This is a genomic window from Janibacter sp. YB324 (genome assembly GCF_014217915.1).
Classification (GTDB): Bacteria; Actinomycetota; Actinomycetes; order Actinomycetales; family Dermatophilaceae; genus Janibacter; species Janibacter indicus.
In genome coordinates this window covers 705962-726191 of sequence record NZ_CP060120.1, presented here as the reverse complement: position 1 = coordinate 726191, position 20230 = coordinate 705962, and the positions used below count along the sequence as shown (strand labels likewise).

The 20230-nt window shown below is 73.4% G+C and carries 17 protein-coding genes and 1 pseudogene; 10 read left to right on the top strand and 8 right to left on the bottom strand.

Annotated elements, in window-relative coordinates; genetic code table 11:
* Positions 1–87: 87 nt before the first annotated feature.
* Positions 88–1629 (top strand): DEAD/DEAH box helicase, encoded by a 1542-nt coding sequence (locus tag H7A72_RS03635; protein WP_185221660.1) that lies wholly within the window; start codon positions 88–90, stop codon positions 1627–1629.
* A 163-nt stretch (positions 1630–1792) separates the two neighbouring features.
* Positions 1793–3460 carry a glycosyltransferase family 4 protein gene (locus H7A72_RS03630; RefSeq protein ID WP_185221659.1) on the top strand — a complete coding sequence of 556 codons (1668 nt, stop codon included), beginning with the start codon at positions 1793–1795 and terminating at the stop codon, positions 3458–3460.
* A 12-nt stretch (positions 3461–3472) separates the two neighbouring features.
* On the opposite strand, the gene H7A72_RS03625 is transcribed toward H7A72_RS03630, so the two are convergent.
* The 5 genes from H7A72_RS03625 to H7A72_RS03605 all read right to left on the bottom strand — a co-directional run bounded on the left by H7A72_RS03625 (position 3473) and on the right by H7A72_RS03605 (position 10336).
* Entirely contained in the window at positions 3473–5176 is a 1704-nt protein-coding gene (locus tag H7A72_RS03625) for a glycosyltransferase (protein ID WP_185221658.1), read from the bottom strand.
* A complete protein-coding gene (locus H7A72_RS03620; protein ID WP_084450113.1) occupies positions 5173–7290 on the bottom strand; it encodes a glycosyltransferase family A protein in 2118 nt (705 codons plus the stop codon). The genes H7A72_RS03625 and H7A72_RS03620 overlap by 4 nt, the downstream gene beginning before the upstream one ends.
* Positions 7291–7293: 3 nt before the next feature.
* Positions 7294–8067: a ParA family protein gene (locus tag H7A72_RS03615; RefSeq protein ID WP_084450112.1), complete on the bottom strand. Its 774-nt coding sequence runs from the start codon at positions 8065–8067 to the stop codon at positions 7294–7296.
* A gap of 89 nt (positions 8068–8156) precedes the next feature.
* Entirely contained in the window at positions 8157–9497 is a 1341-nt protein-coding gene (locus tag H7A72_RS03610) for a DUF2252 domain-containing protein (RefSeq protein ID WP_223277769.1), read from the bottom strand.
* A complete protein-coding gene (locus H7A72_RS03605) occupies positions 9494–10336 on the bottom strand; it encodes a PHP domain-containing protein (protein ID WP_185221656.1) in 843 nt (280 codons plus the stop codon). Before H7A72_RS03605 ends, H7A72_RS03610 begins: the two co-directional genes overlap by 4 nt.
* Before the next feature lie 120 nt (positions 10337–10456).
* Here H7A72_RS03605 and H7A72_RS03600 point away from each other — a divergent pair, with 120 nt between their 5' ends.
* Together H7A72_RS03600 and H7A72_RS03595 are read left to right on the top strand one after the other, a co-directional pair.
* Entirely contained in the window at positions 10457–10735 is a 279-nt protein-coding gene (locus H7A72_RS03600) for a sigma factor (protein ID WP_185221655.1), read from the top strand.
* Positions 10732–11169 carry a hypothetical protein gene (locus H7A72_RS03595; RefSeq protein WP_084450109.1) on the top strand — a complete coding sequence of 146 codons (438 nt, stop codon included), beginning with the start codon at positions 10732–10734 and terminating at the stop codon, positions 11167–11169. The genes H7A72_RS03600 and H7A72_RS03595 overlap by 4 nt, the downstream gene beginning before the upstream one ends.
* Before the next feature lie 113 nt (positions 11170–11282).
* Here H7A72_RS03595 and H7A72_RS03590 read toward each other — a convergent pair whose 3' ends face one another.
* The gene (locus H7A72_RS03590; RefSeq protein ID WP_185221654.1) at positions 11283–12068 is read right to left on the bottom strand and encodes an enoyl-CoA hydratase/isomerase family protein; all 786 of its coding nucleotides are present in this window, start codon (positions 12066–12068) and stop codon (positions 11283–11285) included.
* Positions 12069–12196: 128 nt separating this feature from the next.
* On the opposite strand from H7A72_RS03590, the gene H7A72_RS03585 reads away from it, so the two are divergent.
* Genes H7A72_RS03585 through H7A72_RS03575 form a run of 3 tightly spaced genes read left to right on the top strand, consistent with a single transcriptional unit; the run spans position 12197 to position 15352 of the window.
* Positions 12197–12574, top strand: a complete 378-nt coding sequence (locus tag H7A72_RS03585; RefSeq protein WP_084450107.1) for a YciI family protein — start codon at positions 12197–12199, stop codon at positions 12572–12574.
* The gene (locus tag H7A72_RS03580) at positions 12549–13817 is read left to right on the top strand and encodes an RNA polymerase sigma factor (RefSeq protein WP_084450106.1); all 1269 of its coding nucleotides are present in this window, start codon (positions 12549–12551) and stop codon (positions 13815–13817) included. Before H7A72_RS03585 ends, H7A72_RS03580 begins: the two co-directional genes overlap by 26 nt.
* A gap of 32 nt (positions 13818–13849) precedes the next feature.
* A complete protein-coding gene (locus H7A72_RS03575; protein WP_185221653.1) occupies positions 13850–15352 on the top strand; it encodes an aminopeptidase P family protein in 1503 nt (500 codons plus the stop codon).
* Between the two features lie 123 nt (positions 15353–15475).
* Here H7A72_RS03575 and H7A72_RS03570 read toward each other — a convergent pair whose 3' ends face one another.
* The gene (locus tag H7A72_RS03570) at positions 15476–16390 is read right to left on the bottom strand and encodes a hypothetical protein (protein WP_185221652.1); all 915 of its coding nucleotides are present in this window, start codon (positions 16388–16390) and stop codon (positions 15476–15478) included.
* 269 nt (positions 16391–16659) lie between these two features.
* Here H7A72_RS03570 and H7A72_RS03565 point away from each other — a divergent pair, with 269 nt between their 5' ends.
* From H7A72_RS03565 to H7A72_RS17050, 3 genes and pseudogenes are all read left to right on the top strand, one after another.
* Positions 16660–17712: a MaoC family dehydratase gene (locus H7A72_RS03565; RefSeq protein WP_185221651.1), complete on the top strand. Its 1053-nt coding sequence runs from the start codon at positions 16660–16662 to the stop codon at positions 17710–17712.
* Positions 17713–17727: 15 nt separating this feature from the next.
* The gene (locus H7A72_RS03560) at positions 17728–19107 is read left to right on the top strand and encodes a DUF2079 domain-containing protein (RefSeq protein WP_185221650.1); all 1380 of its coding nucleotides are present in this window, start codon (positions 17728–17730) and stop codon (positions 19105–19107) included.
* A pseudogene (locus H7A72_RS17050) lies at positions 19001–19357 on the top strand (enoyl-CoA hydratase-related protein); the annotation flags it as partial. The gene H7A72_RS03560 and the pseudogene H7A72_RS17050, both read left to right, overlap by 107 nt.
* Before the next feature lie 98 nt (positions 19358–19455).
* Here the strand turns inward: H7A72_RS17050 and H7A72_RS03550 are convergent.
* Positions 19456–20196, bottom strand: coding sequence for a PIG-L deacetylase family protein (locus H7A72_RS03550; protein WP_185221649.1), 741 nt, complete (start codon positions 20194–20196; stop codon positions 19456–19458).
* Positions 20197–20230 lie beyond the last annotated feature (34 nt).

Here is a 20230-nt window from a genome sequence, read left to right as displayed (position 1 = left end):
CGTGGCGCAGACCGCTTTGACTCACCTCCGATCGGCCCGTGCCATCCACGGCGCGCGATGCGTCGTCCACGCTGAGCGAGAGATTCCATGACCGACACCGACACGACCGTGCCCGCGTCCGACGCCGAGCGCGAGGCCGTCCAGGCCACGCCTGACATCGAGGGCACCGCGCCCGAGGCGGCGCAGCAGACCTTCGGCGACTTCGACGTCCACCCCGACATCGTCGACGCGCTCGCCGACGCGGGGATCATCCACCCCTTCCCCATCCAGGCGATGACCCTGCCCGTCGCCCTCGCGGGCCACGACATCATCGGCCAGGCCAAGACCGGCACGGGCAAGACGCTCGGCTTCGGCGTCCCGATGCTCAACCGCATCGACCTCGAGTCCGACGACACCCGCCCGCAGGCCCTCGCGGTCGCCCCGACCCGTGAGCTGGCCAGCCAGGTCGCCGCCGACCTCGAGCGCGCCGGCAAGCGCCTGGGCATCAAGGTGCTCACCGTCTACGGTGGTCGCGCCTACGAGCCGCAGATCGAGGCGCTGAAGAAGGGCGTCCACGTCGTCGTCGGCACCCCCGGTCGCCTCATCGACCTGGCCCAGCAGCGCCACCTCGACCTGTCGGGCACCAAGACGGTCGTCCTCGACGAGGCCGACGAGATGCTCGACCTGGGCTTCCTGCCCGACGTCGAGAAGATCATGGCGATGACCTCCCCGGCCCGCCACACGATGCTCTTCTCCGCGACGATGCCCGGCGCGATCGTCGCCCTGGCCCGTCGCTACATGACCCAGCCGACGCACATCCGCGCGATGAGCGAGGACGGCGAGGGCGACAGCCACACCGTCAAGGCGATCGAGCAGTTCGTCTACCGCGCGCACGCGATGGACAAGGTCGAGATGCTCGCCCGCATCCTGCAGGCCAAGGACCGCGGCCTGACGATCATCTTCTCGCGCACCAAGCGCACCGCCGCCAAGGTCGCCGACGAGCTCACCGACCGGGGCTTCGCCGCGGCGTCGATCCACGGTGACCTCGGCCAGGGCGCCCGCGAGCAGGCGCTGCGTGCCTTCCGCAATGGCAAGGTCGACGTCCTCGTCGCCACCGACGTCGCCGCGCGCGGCATCGACGTCACCGACGTCACCCACGTCATCAACTACCAGTGCCCCGACGACGAAAAGACCTACGTCCACCGCATCGGCCGCACCGGCCGCGCGGGCAACACGGGCATCGCCGTCACCTTCGTCGACTGGGACGACGAGACCAAGTGGGCGATGATCAACCGCGCCCTCGACCTGGGCATCCCCGAGGCCGTCGAGACCTACTCCTCGAGCCCGCACCTCTTCACCGACCTCGACATCCCCGAGGGCACCAAGGGCCGCCTCCCCCGCGGGCAGCGCACCCGCGAGGGCCTCGACGCCGAGCGCCTCGAGGACCTCGGCGAGACCGGCAAGTCCAGCGGTCGTCGCTCCGGCGGCGGGCGCGGTGGCTCCGGCGGCCGCGGCAACGGCGGTGGCCGTGGTGGCGAGCGCTCCGGCCAGACCGAGGCGAAGGTGGACGGCGAGTCCCGTCCGCGTCGTCGCCGCAACCGCCGCCGCACCCGCGGTGGCCAGTCGCAGGCCTCGGGCTCGGAGAGCTGAGCGCTCCTCCCTTCGTCCCACGCGTCTCCCGATTCTCGGGTGACCCGAAAAACTGCCCCTTCGCAAGAGTTTCAAACCCTTGCGGAGGGGCAGTTTCTCTTGCCCAGCGCGAAGGGGGCCCGCCTCCCGGCTCCCTTCGGCCCGGCGAACTAGGCTGACTCGGGTGCGTGACCCCCGAAGCCTCGCCCGCGACGCCGCCCGCCGGGCCTACGCGACCCTGCAGCGCCTGCGTCCCCGCCCGACGGCCTCCGACGGGAGCAGCGCGGCAGAGGTCACCGCGCGGCTCGCGGCACTGACCGAGCAGCGCGACCACGCCGGCGCCGTCGACCTCGTCCGTCGCGAGGTCGACGCGCTGGGCCGGGACTCCGGCTTCCTCGACCAGGCCCGCCGCAGCGCCTCGCGGGCCGGCGAGCCGAGCCTGCAGGCCGAGGTGACCCGCGCCCAGCTCGCCGTGACCCCCCGTCTGGCCGGCCCGGCCCGCACCCGTCTGGCCGCGGCGCTCGACCAGGTCGAGGGGCGGCTGCGCGAGACCGACCCGGCGTGGTCCCCTTCGCTCGACCCCGCCGCGGTCCGCGCCGCCCGCACGCGCCAGGAGCGCACCGCACCCGGCGGCGGCCGCCGCGTCGTCCACCTGCTGAAGATCGCCCTGCCCCACCGGCAGTCCGGCTACTCCGTGCGCACCCGCTACAACCTCGCCGCCCAGGTGCAGGCCGGCATGGACCCGGTGGCGATCACGGCGCTCGACTTCCCCGGCGGTGACGCCCCGGAGGTCGAGGAGGTCCACGGCATCCGCCACCGGCACCTGCTGCGCGAGCACGTGCCCGGCGACGAGCGGGTCGACAGCTACCTCGACGCCTACGCGAGCGCCCTGCTGCCGGCCGTGGCAGAGGAGGCCCCCGACCTGCTCCACGTGCACTCCGGCGGCCGCGGCTACGAGGCGGCCCTCGTCGGGCGCGCCGTCGCCGACGCCCTCGACATCCCGTGGGTCTACGAGGTGCGCGGCTTCTTCGAGGCGATCTGGAGCCAGGACCTCGACCGGGCCGAGTCCGCCGAGACCTACCGCCGTCGGCGCGACACCGACACCCGGTGCATGCAGGCCGCCGATGCGGTCATCACCCTCAGCGAGTCGATGCGCTCGGACATCATCGGTCGCGGCGTGCCCGCCGACCGGGTCCACGTCGTGCCCAATGGCGTCGACGCCCAGGCCTTCTCACCGCGCCCCCGACGCGACGACCTCGTCGACGGCTACGGCCTGCGCGACCGCTTCGTCTTCGGCTACGTCTCCAACCTCGACCACTACCGCGAGGGGCAGGAGCTGCTCGTCGACGCCGCCGTCGCCCTGCGCGAGCGCGGCGTCGATGCGGTGGCGCTCGTTGTCGGCGACGGCACCCGGCGCGCCGAGCTCGAGGCGCACGCGGAGGCCGTCGGCGCCGGCGACGCGGTGGTCTTCACCGGCCGGGTCCCCCACGACGAGGTCCTCGACCACTACGCCCTCATCGACGTCTTCGTCGTCCCCCGCGTCGACGAGCAGGCGGCCCGCCTCGTCACGCCGCTCAAGCCCTTCGAGGCGATGGCCACGGGTCTGCCCGTGCTCGTCTCCGACCTGCCGGCCCTCACCGAGATCACCGGCGAGGGCGCGTGGGGCGAGTCCTTCGCCGCGGGTGACGCCGTCGCCCTGACCGACGCGCTCGAGCGACTGGCCGGCGACCCGAAGCGCCGGGCCGAGCTCGCGGCCGCCGGGCGAGCCTGGGTCGAGACCGAGCGCTCGTGGGCGGCCAACGGGCAGCGCTACGCGCAGGTCTACGAGCAGGTGCTCGGCGCCCGCGCCTGACCCCAGCAGCCCTCAGACGTCGACGTGCTCGCGCGGGTCGCCGTAGAAGACCACCCGGCTCGAGGCGTTCATGAAGGACGCGTCCTCGAGGGTCCACGTGTGCGCGTGCCGGTCGGTGCCGCGGATGCTCACGTAGTTGAAGCGATCGGACGAGTAGGTCCGCACCCCGGCCGCCTGGGCGCGGTTGAGCAGGTCGGTGTCGACGGCCCGCGGCAGGTCCGAGAAGCGCAACCGCCGCGCGACCTCGCCCTGCATGAGGATCGAGCCGCCCTGGACGAGCCGCTCGAAGCGGTGTTCGCTGCGCGGGAAGCGCAGGATCACCGCGCCGGTGCTGCGCAGCCAGGTGTAGTGCGCCCACTTGCCCGCGATGCCCGCGCCGGAGTAGTCCAGGGCGTCGACGAGGTCGAGCAGGTAGTGCCGCCCGTAGAAGTTGTCGTCGTCGATCTTGGCCACGTGCGCGCCGTCGCTGGCGTCGATGCCGAGGTTGAGGCAGGCGCCGAGGGTGAGCGAGGAGTCGGCGGGCACGACGACGAGCTGGTCGATGCCCCGCTCCCGGAAGCGCGCCTCCACGTCGGCGACGTCGACGTCGAGCCCGTGGAGCACGAGGACGACCTGCAGCTCCCCGCTCTCGCGCAGCGACTGCCGGGCCATGTTGTCGGCGACGGTGTCGAGCTCGTGGGCGCGGTTGGTCGAGATGACCGCGCTCACGCTCCGGTCGAAGGGAGCACCCGTCGCCTGCCGCAGGTCACGGGGGCGGCCGACGAGGGCCTCGAGGTCGGCGGCCCGGTGGGCGAAGGTGTGCCCGCCGCGCACGGCGCGGGCGGCCGGCAGGCCGACCCGGTCGACGAGCTCGTCCTGCCACAGGTGCGCGCGCACCTGCAGCGCCAGCTGGGTGTCGTCCTCGACCCGGCAGGTGTGCGCGGCCAGGGCCTCGGGCAGCCGGTCGATCGTGGCACCCGTGGCGACGACCGCCGTGCCGGCCGCCGCGGCCTCGAGCACGTGCCACGGTGCAATGGGCCGGTCGGCGACCAGCGCCGCGGCCCGGTAGCGCCCGAGGACCGGTCGGTCGCCGGGCAGCTCGCTCGCCGCGTCGTCGCCGCCGATGACGTCGAGCCGCTGCGGCTGCACGGGGGCGAGTCGGTCGAGGTCGACCTCGGCGTCGCCGACGAGGGCGACGACCTGCTCGCGTGCCTCGGTCGCGCCGACGAGCGAGGGCGCGTGGACCGTGTGGTCGACGGCCGGCGCCAGGTGACGCACCGCGCGGCCGAGGGCGGCGGCCCACTCGGGGATGCTCGCGGCGTCGTCGACGTGGATGTGCACGGGTGCGGTGACGCCTTCGACGAGACGCGCGACGTCGTCGGCGACGACCCGGGCGCTGCTCGTCACCCACACGATGACCGGCACCTCGACGCCCGCGACGGCCGCCCGCTGCCGACCGAAGGGGGCCGCCACCGTCACGCTCGATCGCGCGTCGACCTCGACGAGCACCGCGTCGGGGTCCTCGTCGGTGATGAGCCACTGGCTCGCCAGCCCGGAGCGCACGCGGTCGGAGGCGTGGACCTCGACGCGCAGCCGCTCCCGGGAGCGTCGCTCCGGGGACACCGGGGCGGTGACCCGCGCCTGCCGCCGGCTCCGGGCACGTCGGGCACGGGGGGTGGCGGTCGCGTCGCGCACGGCCGCGCGGACGGCCTTGGCGGGTCCGGTCAGGGCACTCATCGCATCTCCTCGGCAAGCTGGTGGACCCGTGCTCGGGCCTCGTCCTCGGGCAGCCACAGGGCGCTGCCGGCCGGCACGCCCCACGTCACGAGCTCGGCCTCGACGGCGGACCGGGTCCAGGCCGGCTCGACGAGGTGGGTGCGGGCGCCGCTCGGGGTGCTGACGACGACCTCACCGGTCGTCAGCTCGGGAGCCGGTCGTCCGACGGCCAGCGCCTCGGCCCGACGGACCCAGGTCACCGCGGCCTCGACGGGCTCCTCGGGGTGCACCTGGACGAGGTCGTCGGCGTGGTCGACGAGCCGGCGGACGGCCGGCAGCAGGCCCTTGCGGTACAGGCGCAGCCGCGCCGGATTTTCGCGGTGCAGCAGGCCGATGCGCACGTCGAGGTCGAGCAGCTCGTCGAGCACGTCGCGCAGCTCGTGGGGGTCGGCCATGGTGTCGGCGGCGTCGTCGACGACGAGCACGTCGAAGGGAGCCAGCGGCCGCGTCGAGATCCACGCGTGCGGCGCGGTGAAGGGGCGGCCGGGCGCACTGTCGCGCTCGGGGTCGGACTCGCCGTGGCGGGTGGCCCAGTCGAGGACGAGATCCTGGGGGACGTCGGCCCCGGCGGCGACCGGCGGCAGCTCCCCCTTCGTCCTGGCGGTGGCCAGCTGACGGTGCCACGCCTTGTAGGCCGAGCGGTAGGCCAGCCGCGCGCCGATGCCCCAGCCGACGCCGAAGTCGCTGCGGGACAACGACCCAGAGCGCAGACGGGTGATCTGCAGGGGCGGGGTGACCATCGGGGGGACCTGCCCGGTGACCGCCTCGATGCGGGCGTTGTACTCGCTGTCGGCGCTCTTGCGCACGTCGTCGAAGCTGCCCACCCGCTCGTGCGTGGACCGCCGCATCACGAGGCCGGCAGCGTTGTGTCGCACCGCCGGGTAGCCGAGCCAGGCGAGCCGCAGGTCCTCGCTGGCCCGGATCGCGAGCGCGTGCGTCGCGACGACCTCGGGGTCGGCGAGCAACGGGAGCACCTGCCGCTCGATGCGCTCGGGATGGCACCAGTCGTCGGCGTCGAGGAAGGCGAGGAACTCCCCCTGCGCCTGCGCCAGACCGAGGTTGCGCGCACGGTAGGCCCCGCCGTTGCGCTCGCGGGCGATGACCCGGGCGCGCGGGTCCAGGGCGGCGATGCGGGCGATCTCGTCGGTGAAGTCCGGCCCGGACGCGTCGTCGACGACGAGCACCTCGAGGCGCGACCAGGTCTGGTCGAGCAGGGCCCGGATCGCCGTGGCGAGCCACGGGCCGGGGCGGTAGGCGGTGACGACGACGCTGACCAGAGGCAGGTCGTCGGGGTCGACGTCGCGGCCGGTGGCCTCACGGACCCGCTCGCGCAGCCCGGCGCGGCGGGCCGCCAGCTCGTCGGCGTCGGGACCGACCCGGTCGTAGACGTCGAGGTCGTCTCCGAAGGCCGCGACCGACTGCGGCCCGACGACGGCGGCGAGCTCGGCGTCGGTGAGCAGCCGCGGCACGAGCATCCCAGCCTCGCGCCACCGGCGGGTGAGCAGCTCCAGCCAGGCGTCGCGGTCGCCCGTGATCGAGGGATGCGCGAGGTCGGTCTCGAGGTCGAGGCGCTCGTCGTCGCCGAGGGCGGTGAGCCGGGGCAGCTGCGCGGCGAGGACGGCGGCGCCCTCCCCCGCCTCGGTCTGCCGGGCGAGCAGCGTGTGGGCGTGCAGCAGGCACTGCCGCCCGGTCAGGGCACCCGCGTGACCGTCGTCGACGAGCTCGCGGAAGACCGCGGAACCGGTCCGGGCGAGGTCGGCGTCGCCGCTGGTGACGAGCAGCTCGGCCCAGCCGGCCCGCCAGCTCGGCGCGCCCGTGCGCTCGGCGAGGAGCCGGGCCGCGTCGCGCAGCAGGGCGGAGCGGGTGCGGTGGCCGGTCGCGACGAGGTCGTCGACCCCGATCTGCTCGGCACCTCGGGCATAGCTGGCGACGAGCGGGTCGGCACCGGTGAGCGGGGTGGGCCGCAGCCGGGCGCGAAGGGGGTCGATCACCCGTCGTCGGGCGGCCGGGTCACCGGTGACGACGGCCCGCAGGCCGCCGACCGCGAGGGTGCGGGCGCGTTGCAGGGTCGGCACGGCTCAGATCGCCGCGAGGATGGCTTCGGTGACCTCGCGGTAGGCGGTCGCGCCCTTGCTGGAGCGGGCGGTGTCGAGGATCGAGCGACCGGCGGCGGGCGCCTCGGCGAAGCGCACCGTGCGCGGGATCGGCGGCGAGAGCACCGGCAGCTTGTAGCGGGTGCCGAGGTCCTCGAGGACCTCGCGGGAGTGGTTGGAGCGGCCGTCGTACATCGTCGGGAGGATGCCGATGGTCTTGAGCTTCTTGTTGAGCAGGCGCTTGACGTCCTTGACCGTGTCGAGGAGCTGGCCGACGCCGCGGTGGCTGAGCATCTCTGCCTGCATCGGGATGATCAGGCCGGTCGCCGCGGTGAGCGCCGAGAGGGTGAGCACCCCCAGGCTGGGGCTGCAGTCGAGGAGGATGACGTCGTAGTCGCCGCGCACGTCCTCGAGCACCGACTGGAGGACGAACTCGCGCCCGGGGCGGGTGAGCAGCTGGGCCTCGGAGCCGGCGAGCTCGATCGTCGAGGGCAGCAGGTCGATGCCGTCGCTCGCCTCGAGGATCGCGTCGCCGATCTCGGCCTGGCCGAGGACGACCTCGTTGACCGAGAGCTCGACCGCGTCGGGGTCGATGCCGAGGCTGAAGGTCAGGCTTGCCTGCGGGTCGAGGTCGACGAGGAGGACCCGCCGGCCGAGCTCGGCCATCGCGGCACCGATCGAGGCCACGGACGTCGTCTTGGCGACGCCCCCCTTCTGGTTGGCGACCGCGATGATCGCCGCCTTCTTCGCGCGTGCCACGTGTGGGCCCTTCCGTCCGTCGGGATGCGCCGCCATCCTCTCAGGTCAGCGCCCGGCGGGGGGCACGCCACCCCGCGGCGCCGGTCACGTCACCGCACGGCGTCGACCGCGCCGATGCGCCCTTCGCGGAAGGCGCTGACGAAGAGTGCGTGGTCAGCCCGGACCCGGTCGGCGTAGTCGATCGCGAAGTCGACGAGCTGCTCGACGAACTCCTCCTCGTGACCCGCCACCGCCTCGGCGATGGCTGCCTCGGTGTGGAAGTCGACGACCGTGTGGTCGCTGTCGGCGTCGGAGACGCAGTGGATCTTGGCCGTCGCCCGCCCGAGGGCCACGACGACCGGCTCGATGTCGACCGGCTCGTGCAGGTCGACCCACGACAGGTCGATCTCGTAGGGCGAGACCTCGTCGACGACGTAGCCGACCCCGTCGACGGTCGTGTAGCCGAGGAGCGGGTCGGCGTGCACCTGCAGCGCACGCTGGCTGACGACGGTCCGCTCGCCCTCGTGGGCGAAGAGCTCGCGAGCCCGCGGCAGGTCGACGACGTCGGCGAGCGCGGGGCGGTTGGCCTGCTTCATCGACAGGACGACGTCATTTTCGTGGGCTTCGTTGTAGCCCTCGATGAGCAGGCTGTAGGCGGGCAGCCCGGCGCTGCCGATGCCGAAGCCGGACCGCCCGACGACGTCCTTGACCTCGTAGAAGGTCTCGTGCTCGGCGCGCTTGGCCTCGGGGATCGTCTCGAGGTATCGACCGTAGGCCTCGAGGACCTGCTCGCGCTCGGCGTCGTCGAGGCGCCGCACGCCGACCCCGTCGGTGAAGACCCGCCCCTCGTCGGTCACCTCGCTCATCGCGTCGAGCATCCCGGCGCGGCTGTTGCGTCGGGCCCGCTGGATCGTCGCGTGGACCGCGCCGTCGGTGTTGCCCAGCCGCAGCGCGAACTCGGTGTCGTCGGCACCGTCGACGAACTCCTGGACGAGCTCGAGGTAGCTGCGCAGGTAGGTGGCCGCGAGGTCGCGCACCGCCTGCTCGGGCAGGGCCTTGCGCCAGCCCATGACCGCCAGACCGGCGACGAAGCGCCGCAGGTCCCAGGTGAAGGGTCCGACGTAGGCCTCGTCGTAGTCATTGACGTCGAAGACGAGCTCGCCGTGGGAGTTGACGTAGGTGCCGAAGTTTTCGGGGTGGAGGTCGCCGTGGATCCACATGCGCGAGGTCCGCTCGTCGGCCCACGGCTCGTCGAGGTTGACCATGTCGCGGTGGAAGAGGCAGGCGCTGCCCCGGTAGAAGGCGAAGGGAGAGTCGGCCATCTTGCGGAACTTCACCCGGAAGGCGTCGGCTGAGGCCGCCATGAGGTCGGCGAAGGCCGCCTCGAGCGTCTCGATGACGTGCTGCCGGCGCTCGTCCTCGCCTGCGGCGCCGCCCGGCGAGCTGGTCACCGCAGCACCGGCACGCCGGTCGCGAGCGCCTCGATGCGGGCGAGCGACTCCGGCGCCGTGGTGTTTTCGCCGAGGCGGTTGGTCTTGCCGTCGCCGTGGAAGTCGCTGCTGCCGGTGGGCACGAGGTCGTGGCGGTCGGCGAGCTCGCGGGCGAGGGCCCGCCCCGCGTCGTCGTGGTCGCGGTGGTCGACCTCGATGCCGGCGAGGCCGGCCTCGACGAGCTCGGCCACGTCGTCGCCGTCGAGCGAGCGCTGGCGCTTGGTGGCAAAGGGGTGCGCGACGACCGGAACCCCACCGGCTGCGCGCACGAGCCGCACGGCCTCGGCGGTCTCGACGGCGTAGTGCGGCTCGTAGTAGGCGGAGCCGTTGTGCAGCCACTGGTCGAAGACCTCGTTGCGGTGGGCCGCGATGCCCTTGGCCACGAGCGCATCGGCCAGGTGGGGGCGACCGAGCGAGGCGCCCTCCTCGACCTGCGCCATGACGTCGGCCCACGTGACGTCGAAGCCGTCGGCCGCCATCCGGTCGACGATCCGCTGCAGGCGCGGCACCCGGTCGTCACGCATGCGGGCCATCTCGGCGACGAGGGCCGCGTCGGTCGGGTCGAACAGGTAGGCGAGCAGGTGGACCGAGCGCCAGTGGTGACGCGTCGACAGCTCGGCGCCGCGCACGAGGGCGACCCCGTGCCGCTGGGCGGCCTCCGCCGCCTCGTCCCACCCCGCCGTCGTGTCGTGGTCGGTGATCGCCAGCGTGCCCAGCCCGGCCTGCGCCGCCTGGGCCACCAGCTCGGCGGGCGCGTCGGTGCCGTCACTGCGGGAGCTGTGGGTGTGCAGGTCGATCACATATGCACCCTATGACCTCGGGCCGACAGCCCGAGGCAACCTGCCGCCCCCTTCGCACGTGTTGATCAGCAGAGGGGTCATGAGCAGCAGGGCACGAGACCGACGAAGGGGGCGACGCAGGTGGGGTGGTTCGACGACCGGGAGCGTGACGACGGGTACACCGCCTTCGTCACATCGGCGTCGCCGGCGCTCGTCCGGACCGCGTGGTTCCTCACCGGCGACGTGCACGCCGCCGAGGAGCTCGTGCAGGCGACCCTGGTCAAGCTCTACGTCGCCTGGCCCCGGGTCCGGCGCGGGGAGGTGCTCGGCATCTCCGTCGGCGCGGTCAAGAGCGCTGCCTACCGCGGCATGGCCAGGCTGCGCACCCATCTCGAGACCCCGAAGGAGGGCCTGTCGTGAGCCAGACCTGGTACGACGACCACAACGACCTCGAAGCGGCGCTGGCGACGGCCCTGCACTCGGCGGACGTGCCCGACCTCTCCCCCGACCTCGACGACGCCCTGCGCCGGGGCCGTCGGGTGGTCCCGCGGCGCCCACTCGCCGCCGTCACGGCTGGCGCGGCGGCGGCCCTCCTGCGGGGCCTGGGCATCGTCTCGGCGACGACCCTCGGTCCGGCCGAGACCCCGCCCGCGTCGACGACGAGCGTGCGGTCCGGCACCGTCGAGCTCGCCGACGTCATGGTGCTCGGCGACGGTGCGGGCGGCTACCTCACCTACGCGGTGGTCCGCGGCGAGCCCTCCGGCGTGCGCGGCTTCGCCGGTGACGACGAGGACGACCTCGTCGACTCCCGGTCGCGTCACCGCCCGGCAGCGACCTGTGGGTGCTCGTCGTGACGACCGACCCCGATGACGTGACGAGCCGGGTCGACCGGCTGACGTGGACCTCGGACGGGCAGGAGCGCGAGGCCAGCGCGCCCTAGGTCACCGACCGGGGCGCCGACGCGTGCTCAGCCCAGCCCGGGCCACTCGGGCGTGCGCTTCTCGGCGAAGGCGCGCACGCCCTCCGCCCGGTCGGCGCTGAAGGCGGTGTCGTGCCAGCGGGCGTCCTCGAGGTCGAGCCCCTCGTCGAGGCCCACGTCGAGGCCGCCGCGCATCGCGGCCTTGGCATTGCGCACCCCGACCGGGGAGTGCTTCGCGATCGTGCTCGCCAGTGCGAGGGCCTCCCCCTTCGCGTCGTCGACGAAGCGGTCGGCCAGGCCGAGGCGCAGCGCCTCCTCGGCGTCGATGCGGCGGGCGGTGAAGATCAGGTCGGCGGCCCGCGACCAGCCGATGCGGCGGGTCATCAGCTGGGTGCCCCCGCCCCCGGGGATGACCCCGACGGAGACCTCCGGCAGCGCGAAGAGCGCCCGCGGGCCGGCGACGATGAGGTCGCAGGCCAGGGCCAGCTCGCAGCCACCGCCCATGGCATAGCCGTCGACCGCGGCGATCGTCGGCACGGGCAGGTCGAGCAGGGCGCGGTAGGCGAGGCGGTTGCCGGGGCGCTGGGCGCGCAGCTGCTCGTCGCTCAAGCCGTTGCGCTCCTTGAGGTCGGCACCGACGCAGAAGGCCTTGTCGTGGCTCGAGGTGAGCACCACCGCGCGCACCGAGGTGTCCTCGGCGAGGGAGGCACCGGCCGCGGTGAGCGCGGTGGCCATCTGCGTGGAGACGGCGTTCATCGCCTCGGGGCGGTCGAGGACGACCTCGACGACGCCGGACTCGTGCCGGTCGATGCGGATGAGCGGGGTGTCGATCATGGGCCCATCCAACCAGCCGGCCCGGAGGCTGACAGAGAAGTGTGCGCAGAGCCGCCGATCCGGCCGGGGCACGATCGTCATCAGGGTGCAGCGGTCGACACGTGACCGCGTCAACGAGAGGATCGATCATGCGCTACACACTCGTCATCAGCGCCCCCGAGCCCGCCCAGGGGCAGGTCTCCCAGGAAGCGATGGCCGAGATGCAGGGCCTCATGGGCGACTACGCCGCCGCGCTGCACGCGGCCGGTGTGCTCGTCGCCGCCGAGATGCTGCGTCCCGCCGACATGACCACGACGGTGACCCGGCGACACGGCAAGGTCGAGATCCAGGACGGACCCTTCGCCGACACCAAGGAGGCGCTCGCCGGCGTCTTCGTCCTCGACGTGCCCGACCTGGATGCCGCTCTGGCCTGGGCGGAGCGGCACCCCGTCACCTCCTACGGCACCGTCGAGGTCCGGCCGAGCGCCGTCTCCGTCGTCGATGGCACCTGGGTCCCCGCGGGCTGACGCGGCGGTGCGGGCGGCCGAGGTCGCCCGCACCGGCTACGGCCGGCTCGTCGCCCTCCTCGCCGCCGCCGACGGCGACATCGCCGCGGCGGAGGACGCCCTCGGCGACGCCCTGGAGCGCGCACTGCGCCGCTGGCCGGAGGACGGCATCCCTGACCGGCCGGAGGCGTGGCTGCTGACGGTCGCCCGCAACCGGCAACGGGACCGGTGGCGCTCCGCCTCCCACCGGACCTCCGTCGAGCTCGAGCCGGACCGGCACTCACCCGCCCTGCTCGAGGACGTCGACCCCGACGCCCTGCCCGACCACCGTCTCGCCCTGATGGCCGCCTGCGCGCACCCCGCGATCGACCCGGGAGTGCGCACCCCGCTCATGCTGGGCGTCGTGCTCGGGTGCACCGCGGAACAGATCGGCCGCGCGATGTCCGTCCCGACGACGACCATGGCCTCACGGCTCGTGCGCGCCAAGCGCCGCATCCGCGAGCGCGGCATCCCCGTCGAGGTGCCCGGCTCGGACGTGCTGCCCGAGCGGATGGCGGCGATCCGGGAGGCGGTGCACGGGGTGCACGCCATCGAGTGGGCCAGCTCCGACCCCGAGCCGGTCTCCGACCTCGTCGGCGAGGCACTGCACCTCTCCGAGCTGCTCACCCGCCTCGCACCCCACGACGCCGAGGCCCACGGGCTCGCCGCCCTCGTGGCCCTCTCCGCCTCGCGGCTGCCCGCCCGAGGAGGCCGCGACGGCTTCGTCCCCCTCGCCGAGCAGGACCCCAGGCTGTGGGACCCGGACCTCATCGCGCGCGGCGAGGAGCACCTGCGGGCCGGTCACGCGCTCGGCGAGCTCGGCCGCTTCCAGGTCGAGGCCGCGATCCAGGCCGTGCACTGCGCACGCCGGCGCACCGGCCGCACGGACTGGTCCGCTCTGCGTCGTCTCCACGAGATGCTCCTGGCCCTCGCCCCAACGCGAGGTGCACGGGTCTCGCACGCGGTCGTCACGGCCGAGGGCGTGGGCCCGCAGGCGGGACTCGACCTGCTCGACGCCCTCGAGCCCGTGCGGCCGGCCTTCCAGCCGGAGTGGGCCGCGCGAGGGCACCTGCTCGCGCTGCTCGGACGCGCGGACGAGGCCCGCACGGCGTGGCAGCGGGCGATCAGCCTCACGACGGCACCCGCCCAGCGCCGCCACCTCGAGGAGCAGGTGGCGGCGCTGGCCGACCCGGGCAGGCGAGGGGCACTCCCTTCGCCCGACTGAGACGACGATCCACGAGGTGAGACGATGGGGCGATGAGCGAGGAGCAGCAGCAGGCAGACAACCGCAAGCGACCGACGACCGACGAGTTCCGGGCCTTCGTCGCCGAGGACTGGTCCCCGCGGTCGGACCAGCGCCCGACGCTCACCGAGGCGGCCGAGCGGGCCGCCGAGCGCCGCGCCGCCGTCTCCACCGCCCACCAGGGCGAGCGCCTCGTCATCCCCGCCGGCGGGCTCAAGGTCCGCAGCAACGACTGCGACTACGTCTTCCGCCCGCACTCCGCCTTCGCCCACCTCACCGGTCTCGGCGCCGACCGCGAGCCCGACGCGGTCCTCGTCATGGAGCCCCTCGGCGGCCCCGACGAGCAGGCCGGCCACGAGGCGAGCCTCTACTTCCGCCCGCTCGCGCCGCGCGACTCCGAGGAGTTCTTCGGCGACGCCCGCTACGGCGAGTTCTGGGTCGGCGCGCGCCCGTCGATCGAGGACATCGAGGCCGAGCTGGGCCTCGTCGGCCGGCACGTCGACCAGCTCGAGGACGCCGTCGGCAAGGACGCCGGGCAGGTCACCGTCCGCCTCGTCCGCGACGCCGACCGCGACCTCACCGCCCGCCTCGACACCGTCCGCGCGCAGGCCGGCGCCGACGCCGAGTCGCTCGCCGAGGCCGATGCCGCGCTCGCCCACGACCTGTCGCACCTGCGGATGATCAAGGACGACTGGGAGCTCGGCCAGATGCAGCAGGCCGTCGACGCGACCAAGGTCGGGTTCGAGGCGGTCATCCGCGAGCTGCCGGGCCTGCCCGAGCGGGGCCGCGGCGAGCGCTGGGTCGAGGGCACCTTCGGCCTGCACGCCCGGCACCAGGGCAATGGCGTCGGCTACGACTCGATCTGCGCCTCCGGCGACCACGCCAACACGCTGCACTGGATCAAGAACGACGGCGAGGTCAAGGACGGCGACCTCATCCTCCTCGACGCCGGGGTCGAGCTCGACTCCCTCTTCACCGCCGACATCACCCGCACCCTGCCGGTGAGCGGCACCTTCTCCCCCACCCAGCGCGAGGTCCACGAGGCCGTCGCCGCCGCGCAGGCCGCCGGCATCGCCGCGGTCAAGCCGGGCAACAAGTTCTCCGACGTCCACGCCGCGGCGATCCGCGTCGTCGCCGAGCACCTGCACGCGTGGGGCCTGCTGCCCGAGGGCGTCTCGGTCGAGGACACCCTCGACACCGAGCACGGCCAGTACCACCGCCGCTGGATGGTGCACGGCACGAGCCACCACCTCGGCATCGACGTGCACGACTGCGCCCTGGCGACCCGCGAGGAGTACATGGACGCCGAGCTGCAGCCGGGCATGGTCCTCACCGTCGAGCCGGGCATCTACTTCAAGGCCGACGACCTCAAGGTGCCCGAGCGATTCCGCGGCATCGGCGTGCGCCTCGAGGACGACGTCGTCGTCACCGAGGACGGCTGCCGCAACCTCTCCGGCGACTGGCCGCACACCGCCGACGAGGTCGAGGCCTGGATCGCCGAGGTCCAGGGGCGCTGACCTCCCTTCGCCCTCCCACGCGGGCGGATGGCCGGGAAGTCCTGAGATGGCCGGGAAGTCCGGAGTTGGCCGAGCAATTGCGCGGTCATCCCCGGACTTCCCGGCCATCTGCGCTCATCCCGGTCAGGCCACCCGCGCCATCGCCTGCTGGACCATCGCGAGCACCCGCTCCGGCTGATCGAGGTCGGTCCAGACGAGACGCACGACGGCGTAGCCAGCAGCTCGCAGCCGGTCCTCGCGGGCCTTCTCCGCCGCGAGCGCTCGCCGGCCTTCGTGCCCCTCGTACTTGACGAGCCCGTCGAACTCGACCACCACTCGCTCCCCCACGAGGAAGTCCACCCGCCCGATCTTGCCGCGCCGGTCGAAGATCTCGACCTGGCTGCGCAGGGACAGCCCGAGGTCCCGCAGGAGCACCCGAGTACGCGTCTCTCCGACCGACTCGCACTCTGGGTCGGCCTCCGCGACGACCCGCCGCAGACGTCCGGCTGCCAGTCCACGAAGCCCGAGTGCCACGCCCGCAGCCTCGACCTGCGCCCCCGTCACCTGCTCCGCGTGCAGCGCCCCGTCGAGGCTGACGAGACCGGGGAGGAAGCCGTACTCGTCGGTGACCTGCGCGATGGCCATCCCCACGGAGACCACCCGCAGTCCGTCGACGACCTCGGCCTCCACCCCGTCGGGCCAGGGATGCAGGCGCACACCCCCACGCAGCCGCCGTCGGGGCGACGAGCAGATCACCTCGACGGTCGAGAGCCCCACGCCCCAGAGCGGCAGCCCGTGGAGCACCGCGGCGCTGGCGTGCGACGCAGCTGCCCCCCGCCGCTCCCCCAGGACGGCTCGGGTGCACAGGGCAAGACGCGCCTCTGGCTTCGCCGAGCGCCATGTCTCGCCCGCGGCGAAGAGCCCCCGACGCAGCCGCACCAGCTCGCCGGACCGCACCAGACGCTCGGTCGCGTCCGCGTCGATCTCGATCGCCCGCAGCCTGGCGGTCGTGCACACCTGACCGCCCGCGACGAGCACACCTGCGAGTCGTGGATCCATCACGACATCCTTGCGGGGTCCTCCCTTCGCTCGCCGGCGTCATCCACAGGCCACCGGGCTGCGCTGCCCACGACGGCCGAGAAGTCCGGAGATGGCCGGGAAACCCGGAGTTGACCGAGCAATTGCGCGGCCAGGTCCGGCGATCTCGGCCAGTCGCGCGCTTCCCGGCCGGGTGTGGCCGGGTCAACAGCCGGACGGCCTGACCACCACGGGGGCGAAGGGGGAAGATGTCACCGACCCCCTTCGCCCCCACCGAAAGGCCCGCGCACATGTCGACCAAGACGGTCCCCGGCAACTACTTCGAGGACTTCGCGATCGGGCAGGAGATCCGGCACGCGACGCCGCGCACGGTGACCGAGGGCGACATCGCGCTCTACACCGGGCTCTACGGCTCGCGCTTCGCGGCGACGAGCGCGGCGACCTTCGCCGAGTCGATGGGCTTCGAGCGGATGCCGGTCGACTCCCTGCTCGCCTTCCACCTCGTCTTCGGCAAGTCGGTGCCCGACATCAGCCTCAACGCCGTGGCCAACCTCGGCTACGCGGGCGGTCGCTTCGGGGCGCCGCTGCACGTCGGTGACACGGTGACGACGACCTCGACGGTCATCGGCCTGAAGGAGAACTCCAACGGCCGCACCGGCGTCGTCTACGTCAACTCGGTCGGCGTCAACCAGCGCGGCGAGATGGTCGTCGACTACGTCCGCTGGGTCATGGTCAACAAGCAGGACGCCTCCTCCCCCGCCCCCGAGACGGTCATCCCCGACCTGCCGGGCGCCGTTGCGGCAGAGGACCTCCTGGTCCCCTTCGACCTCACCGGTCGCGACTACGACGTCGAGCTCGCGGGCTCGCCCTTCCTCTGGGGTGACTACGAGGTCGGCGAGCGCATCGACCACGTCGACGGCATGACGATCGAGGAGTCGGACCACATGCTGGCCACGCGGCTCTACCAGAACACCGCGAAGGTCCACTTCAACCAGCATGCCCAGTCGCAGGCCAAGATCGGGCGCCGCCTCATCTACGGCGGCCACATCATCAGCCTCGCGCGCGCCCTGTCCTTCAACGGCCTGGCCAACGGCCAGCTGATCGCGGCGATCAACGCCGGCGCGCACGCCAACCCGACCTTCGCCGGCGACACGATCTACGCCTGGTCGGAGGTCCTCGAGCGCATCGAGCTTCCCGGCCGCACCGACGTCGGCGCGCTGCGTCTGCGCACGGTCGCGACCAAGGACACCCCGTGCGCCGACTTCCCCTACAAGGGCGAGGACGGCAAGTACCTGCCCGAGGTCGTCCTCGACCTCGACTACACGGTGCTCATCCCCCGCTGACGGGCAGCGTCCGTTATGGCCGGGGGGCAGCAGGGAGAGGGCCCGGCACCGGGTCGCGCCGGGGGCCTGAGCCCGTGGCTGGTCGCCGCCGTGGCGGGCGCTCTCTACGCGGTGCTCTCCTGCCTGCGGCACGAGCGATACCTCAGCGGCATGGACCTGGCGATCTTCGGCCAGGTGGCCCGCCGGGTCGCCTCCGGTGAGGCCCCCTACAGCGAGATGAAGGGGGCCGACTACCTCATCTTCGGCGACCACCTCCACCCCGTGGTCCTCCTGCTGGGGGTCCCGTGGAGGTTGTGGGGCGACCCGCGCTCGCTGCTCGTCGCCCAGGCCGTGTGCGTGGCGATCGCCGTGGCGATCGTGGGGCGGCTGGCCGTGGAGAGACTCGGCACGCGGCTGGGCCTGCTGCTCACCGTCCTGCTCGCCCTGTCGGTCGGGGTCCAGGCGGCTGTCGTCTTCGACGTGCACGAGGTGGCCCTCGGCGCACCCCTCGTGGCCCTGGCCGGAGCCGACTTCGTGCGTCGCCGGTGGAACCGCACGGCCATCTGGGTCGCGCTCTTCCCGCTGGTCAAGGAGGACATGGCCGTCCTCGTGCTCGGCTTCGCCCTCGCCCTGCTCGTCGCCGGCCGGCGTCGGCTGGCGGCCGCCCTCGCGGTGTGGGCAGGCGTCGCGCTCGTCCTCGCCCTGCGCGTCATCATCCCGGCCCTCAACCCCCGCGGGATCTACCCCTACTCGGGCACGACGAGCGTTGCGCCGCAGCACGTCTGGGACAGCCTCGTCGCCGACGGGCGAGGGAGCATCACGGTCCTCGTCCTCGTCGCGAGCGCCGGGCTGCTCTCCCTTCGCTCCCCGCTCGTGCTCGCCGCGGCGGCACCCCTGGGGCTGCGCATGGCCTCGTCCAACGACTCCTACTGGGGGCTGGACTACCACTACTCGCTGCTGCCGGCCGTGGTCCTCGCCTGTGCGGCCGTCGACGGGCTCGCCCGGACCCGGTCGCAGGCCCTCCTCCGGGCCACCGTCGGGCTGTCGGTCGCCGTCGCCGTGTGGGCGGTGTGGACCGGCCCGCTCGTCGACGAGGTCGAGCGACAGCTCACCCCGTGCGCCCGCTGCGCCGACGCGCGCGCCGCGCTCGACCAGGTCCCCGTCGGTGCCGAGGTCGCCGCCGACGACCACCTCGCGCCGCACCTCCTCGCCGACCGAACCGTCCTGCACGTGCACCCCAACTACACCGACGAGGAGACCCGTCGCCCGGAGTGGATGCTGCTCGACCGGCGCACCGACACCGGGCGCAATGCCCACGGCCGCGCGTGGTCCGAGGAGCTCGTCGAGCACTCGATCGAGCAGGACGGCTACGAGCTGGTCTGGGAGCGCGCGGGCTATGTGGTCCTGCGGCGGTGACGTCCTCGAGCGCCGTGCGAGACCATCGACCGCACGACGACCCCGCGTGCGGAGACCACCCGCACGCCATCACGACGGAGGCACGATGCGGACCGACCACGAGACCCTCTCCCTGAGCATCACCGACGGGATCCTCCTCGTCACCCTCGATCGGCCGGAGGCGATGAACTCCTTCACGGTGACCATGGCCGACGAGCTCGAGGCGACCTTCCGCGAGGTCGACGACGACGACGAGGTCCGTGCGGTCGTCGTCACCGGCTCATGCTCAGGGCCAGCGCGACACAGCACATGGCGCGGCTGCGTGCTGTGTCATGAGGCTTGGAGGCAGCGAAGGGGGCGCCGGTTCCCCTACCGCTCGAAGACCTCCAGCAGCAGCGCGTGCTCGACGGCCGGGTCGGCGACCGCCTGCCCGCCCTCGCCGAGGATGTGGCCGAGCAGCTGCGCGGGCTGGGGGAAGTCGTCGGGCAGCGCGTCGTTGTAGAGGCGGTGCTCCTCGAGCGACTCGATGGCGTCGTCGAGGTGCCCGGTGACGTCCACGAAGTGGCTGGGCCGCTGGCTGCCGCCGACGGCGAGCAGCGTGACGTGCCAGGGCTCGAGGCCGTCGTCGACGAGCTCGGGGAAGATCCACCGGTTGCCGGCGTCGGCGCAGGCGTCGACGGTCGCGAGGCCCACGGCCCGGTGGTCGGCCTGGTTGAGGATGCCGCCCGGGAAGGTCACGTCGAAGGTCGTGCCGATGACGAGGTCGGGGCGAGCCCGCCGGATCGCCGCGGCGATGTCACGCCGCAGGGGCAGCCCGTACTCGATGGTCCCGTCGGAGTGGTCGCCGAACTCGACCTCCTCGACACCGACGACCGCAGCGCTCGCGCGCTCCTCGTCGGCGCGGGCGGGCGCGGCGTCGACCGGGTCCATCGTGTCGATGCCCGCCTCACCACGGGTCAGCAGGAAGTAGCGCACGCGCTTGCCCGCCGCGGTCCACTTGGCGATAGCGGCGGAGGTGCCGTACTCGATGTCGTCGGGGTGGGCGACGACGCACAGCACGGAATCGAAGGTGGTCTCGTCGAGGGCGGCCAGGTCGGGCTGGGTGCTCACACCGACGACGCTAGTCCCGCCCCGACCCGAGCGG

What these genes read in the sequence shown, in the direction of transcription:
- H7A72_RS03580 (WP_084450106.1), top strand. Translation starts at nt 12,549, where the DNA reads ATGGCACCTGGGTCCCCGCGGGCTGACGCGGCGGTGCGGGCGGCCGAG.
- H7A72_RS03565 (WP_185221651.1), top strand. Translation starts at nt 16,660, where the DNA reads ATGTCGACCAAGACGGTCCCCGGCAACTACTTCGAGGACTTCGCGATC.
- H7A72_RS03570 (WP_185221652.1), bottom strand. Translation starts at nt 16,390, where the DNA reads ATGGATCCACGACTCGCAGGTGTGCTCGTCGCGGGCGGTCAGGTGTGC.
- H7A72_RS03560 (WP_185221650.1), top strand. Translation starts at nt 17,728, where the DNA reads ATGGCCGGGGGGCAGCAGGGAGAGGGCCCGGCACCGGGTCGCGCCGGG.
- H7A72_RS03625 (WP_185221658.1), bottom strand. Translation starts at nt 5,176, where the DNA reads ATGAGTGCCCTGACCGGACCCGCCAAGGCCGTCCGCGCGGCCGTGCGC.
- H7A72_RS03635 (WP_185221660.1), top strand. Translation starts at nt 88, where the DNA reads ATGACCGACACCGACACGACCGTGCCCGCGTCCGACGCCGAGCGCGAG.
- H7A72_RS03585 (WP_084450107.1), top strand. Translation starts at nt 12,197, where the DNA reads ATGCGCTACACACTCGTCATCAGCGCCCCCGAGCCCGCCCAGGGGCAG.
- H7A72_RS03575 (WP_185221653.1), top strand. Translation starts at nt 13,850, where the DNA reads ATGAGCGAGGAGCAGCAGCAGGCAGACAACCGCAAGCGACCGACGACC.
- H7A72_RS03590 (WP_185221654.1), bottom strand. Translation starts at nt 12,068, where the DNA reads ATGATCGACACCCCGCTCATCCGCATCGACCGGCACGAGTCCGGCGTC.